General features: G+C 57.5%; 6 protein-coding genes. 5 read left to right on the top strand and 1 reads right to left on the bottom strand.

Annotation, left to right across the window (positions count from 1 at the left end; translation table 11 throughout):
• Positions 1–286 precede the first annotated feature (286 nt).
• The gene (locus KP705_RS15205; RefSeq protein ID WP_211510795.1) at positions 287–682 is read left to right on the top strand and encodes a hypothetical protein; all 396 of its coding nucleotides are present in this window, start codon (positions 287–289) and stop codon (positions 680–682) included.
• Positions 683–707: 25 nt separating this feature from the next.
• A complete protein-coding gene (locus KP705_RS15200) occupies positions 708–1,460 on the top strand; it encodes a metallophosphoesterase (protein ID WP_211510794.1) in 753 nt (250 codons plus the stop codon).
• A gap of 25 nt (positions 1,461–1,485) precedes the next feature.
• Here KP705_RS15200 and KP705_RS15195 read toward each other — a convergent pair whose 3' ends face one another.
• Positions 1,486–2,058 (bottom strand): hypothetical protein, encoded by a 573-nt coding sequence (locus tag KP705_RS15195; RefSeq protein WP_215764751.1) that lies wholly within the window; start codon positions 2,056–2,058, stop codon positions 1,486–1,488.
• Positions 2,059–2,414: 356 nt separating this feature from the next.
• Here KP705_RS15195 and KP705_RS15190 point away from each other — a divergent pair, with 356 nt between their 5' ends.
• The 3 genes from KP705_RS15190 to KP705_RS15180 all read left to right on the top strand — a co-directional run.
• On the top strand, positions 2,415–2,660 hold the full coding sequence (locus KP705_RS15190; protein WP_086633663.1) for a type II toxin-antitoxin system Phd/YefM family antitoxin: 246 nt from the start codon (positions 2,415–2,417) through the stop codon (positions 2,658–2,660).
• Positions 2,657–3,043 carry a type II toxin-antitoxin system VapC family toxin gene (locus KP705_RS15185; RefSeq protein WP_086633664.1) on the top strand — a complete coding sequence of 129 codons (387 nt, stop codon included), beginning with the start codon at positions 2,657–2,659 and terminating at the stop codon, positions 3,041–3,043. The genes KP705_RS15190 and KP705_RS15185 overlap by 4 nt, the downstream gene beginning before the upstream one ends.
• Before the next feature lie 272 nt (positions 3,044–3,315).
• The coding region (locus tag KP705_RS15180) for a transposase (RefSeq protein WP_215764749.1) at positions 3,316–3,612 on the top strand (297 nt) is incomplete at its 3' end.

Genomic DNA, 3,612 nt, shown 5'->3' with positions numbered 1-3,612 from the left:
GCTGGAATGTCGATGAGCAGCCCGAAGCGGGCGCGTTACGTCCGCTTCGGGTGCCTGCATCCCTGCTTGTCGCTTGAACCCCAATGCTGGCGGTTCTGTAGGTGTTCACCCTAAGCGTACGTAAAATACACTTTCGTGTCGTGACCCCATCTATCAACGGGACGTCGATATTACAGTTCGTCCTGTCGAAGCTGCAGACCGCTTTACCAGCCGGGTCTGAGGCGGTCCTTGTCCGAAGCATGGCAGAGTGTCACTCTGATCTCTTTCACAAACAGGGAGTCTCCTGATGTCGATCCGGTTCCGTACGTCGTCTGCCATGCTCTTGGCGGGCATGACTCTGTCTTCTGCCGCTCTGGCGGCTGAGACCTCTGAGAAACCCTGTGAAACCGATCTGTGCCGCAGCGTCCGGCAGTCCTGGACCACCGTGCGTCAGGATGCCTCTGATGCGACCCGCTGGACCAAAAAGGAAAGCGTCAAAGGATGGGATGCCACAAAGGACAGCACAACCAAAGCCGCACACTGGACCGGCCGGGAAAGTGAAAAAGGCTGGAAGGCCACAAAAGCCGGAACGAAAGACGCGGCGCATGACACTGCTGTCTGGACCAGGAAAGCAGCCCATGATGTGAGCCAGTGGGGAACGGACAAGACGCCTGACACGGCTAAAACCGGACAGAATCAGTAGTCCTGGACCAATTCGGTTCAGGGTTATGACCCGCCTGTGGGTTTTGTCTGATCTCCATCTTGAGGCTGTACCGTTTCCGGATGGCTATGATCCGATCCGCCCGGAGTTCGATGTGTTGGTGGCGGCAGGTGATCTCTGGCGGGGCGAACCAGAAAAAGCCGTGGCAACGCTCAACCGTCTGGCAGGTGGCCGTCCGGCTGTGTTCGTCGCCGGTAACCATGAAGCCTGGGGGATGACCCCGTCTCAGACGCAGGAGCGTCTGAGACACGCGACAGCCGGAACAACAGTCCACCTCCTGGACGGAACAGAGGTCGTGCTGGCCGGGATCCGGTTCACAGGCCTCACCCTCTGGGCGGATGGGGCTCTGGCTCCTGTGCCAGTGGATCCGCACCAGACAACAGGGGAAGGGGTTCTGCGGCCTTCTGGTGAGGGCTGTATCACGCATGGGGATGAAGCGGCCCTGCATCATGCTCACCGTGCCCGGCTTGAGCAGTGTCTGTCAGAGACGTCGTCCGGGCTGCCGGTCGTGGTGGTCACCCATCATGCGCCTCTGGCAGCGTGTCTGCCGGAAAGCCTGCGCCGTCAGTCAGGAGCCGGGCTGTTCGCCTCTGATCTGTCCGGCCTTATGGAGCGCTTCCGGATTGCTCTGTGGATCCACGGCCATATCCATACCCGGCAAGAGCACCGTCATGCCAGTGGGACCCGGGTCCTCGCCAACCCGGCCGGACCCCTGTTCTCTGTTCCGGGATTTGACGACGCACTCGTTGTCGAGATTTGAACAACTCAGTGTTCAAGCGGTAACATCAGTCTGGCGTAAGCCAGTATCGTTTTTCTTTCTCCGCATGTTTTCGGTCCAGAATACGGGAAATGGACTCCCGACCAAGCTGAGGAATGCTTTCGTCATCTTCTACGGGCAGTCGCCGACGCGGCGGAAACCCGGGGCGACGTCTGGTTGGGTCTGGTGAGGTGACAATAGTTCGAGGCGCTCTGACCGGGGGCACTCTTTCTGCATCTTCACGCTCGGCATATTGCTGTTTGACCTCCTCCGGCTGCCAGTCTGCAGGCAGACGGCTGGGGGCAGGGCTGACAGTCTCTGCAGGCGGGTTAGGTGTGGTGTCGGCCTTCTGGCGGGCCCGTTCAGTCACAATCCGGGACCATTTTTTACGGATCGTGTTGGCGACAGCCTCTGTGCACGCAACATCAATGCCATCGTCCTGAGCTGCTGTGAGGATCATTTTCCAGGTAACACGGCGCCCCTCGCGCAGTTCCGCGATGGCATCATGGTTTTGATAGAGCCAACGATAGATCGGTGTTGCCGTGGCCCGGGGAGCCCGAAAGGGATGCTGCGTCTTGAGGGCTGCAAGTGCTTTTGACATGTCCCGGTTTCAACTCCTGTGTGTCCGTTCTGGACACACCCTCTTGGGGTGTCTGACGGATCTGCATGCGCGTGATGACATGGTTTTCCCGCAGACACCTTAAGCGTGTCTTTGGCGTGCCACAAGAGGGTCTCAGAAGAGACTGAGACGTGTCTTAACGTGACAGAAGAAGGCCTTTCGAGAGACTAAAACGTGTTGTTTTCGTGACGTAAAAAGTAAGGTCTTCATAGACCATTGCACCGTTCGTGCAGAACGGTGCAGGAGCCGAGAGACCGTTGTGCTTTGAGGCGCCGCCGCCTTGATAAACTAAACTCAAAAAACTAAGTTAGTCTGGTGCGAAGGAGAAAGGTTCTGTCATGCGGACGGTCAATATTCACGAAGCCAAGACCCATCTGTCCCGGCTGATCGAGGCCGCCATGAAGGGCGAAAGCTTCATTATTGCCAAAGCCGGTCGGCCCATGGTGCGTGTCAGTCCGATTACTGCGCCCGAAGAGACACAGAAGCGTCGTCTGGGGTTTCTGGCCGGACAGATCCGGGTCCCGGAGGACTTTGATCGCATGGGCCAGGACGATGTCATCTCTCTGTTTGACGGTCCGGCATGAAGCTGCTTCTGGACACCCATCTCCTTCTCTGGGCCGCCGGAGAGCCGGACAGGCTGTCCGTGCGTGCAAGATCCCTGATGGAAGATCAGGACAATGCTCTGGTGTTCAGTGCTGCCAGCCTGTGGGAAATCACCATCAAGGCAGGACTGGGACGTGCAGACTTCCAGATTGATCCCCATCTGCTGCGACGTGGCCTGATCGAAAACGGCTATGAGGAATTGCCCGTCACCGGTCAGCATGCCATTGCGGTCGGGCAGCTTCCTGATGTGCATCGGGATCCCTTTGATCGCATCCTCGTGGCCCAGGCGACAGTAGAGGGGCTTCTGCTGGTGACCCATGATCCGCTCGTACAGGCCTATCCAGGGCCCATCACAGCCGTCTGATCGGGGACGGGCACAGACAACGCTAAGAGCTTTCCCGACGTTTTATATGTGTCACGGAGAAGAGAAGTGCAGCGGTTAGCGCTGTCGCAAGCGCGAAATGCGCCGTGCCAGCCGCAGCCGACCATGCACTTGTCCAAACGCGATGATCGAAGGACAGTCCGTCTACTGCGTTTACCAGTCCGTGGAGCCAGATGGAGGGTTGGAAAAACCCGTTGGTTTTGAGGGTGCCTTTATGATTTCATTTCCCCTGAGTTGATTGGGGATGATGGAAGATGAAGCAGCTTGGTTTCTTTGATGTTGAAGAGCGGCTTACTCGATTGAGCGGGCTTGGCGATCAGCTCGAAGCGCTTTCCCGGATTGTGGATTTTGAAGTGTTCCGCCCTGATCTGGAGCAGGCTTTGGCCTATTCAGATGGGAGTAAGGGCGGGCGACCGCCATTTAATCCGGTAGTGATGTTCAAAATCCTGGTGATCCAGACGTTGAACAATTTGTCTGATGAGCGGACGGAATATCTGATCAACGATCGCCTGTCGTTCATGCGCTTCCTTGGGCTGGGGCTTTCAGATCGT

It is taken from the genome of Gluconobacter sp. P1D12_c (assembly GCF_018812105.1).
Lineage (GTDB): Bacteria > Pseudomonadota > Alphaproteobacteria > Acetobacterales > Acetobacteraceae > Gluconobacter > Gluconobacter oxydans_A.
The sequence above is the reverse complement of the archived record's forward strand: the minus strand, read 5'-3'. Positions and strand labels throughout refer to the sequence as shown.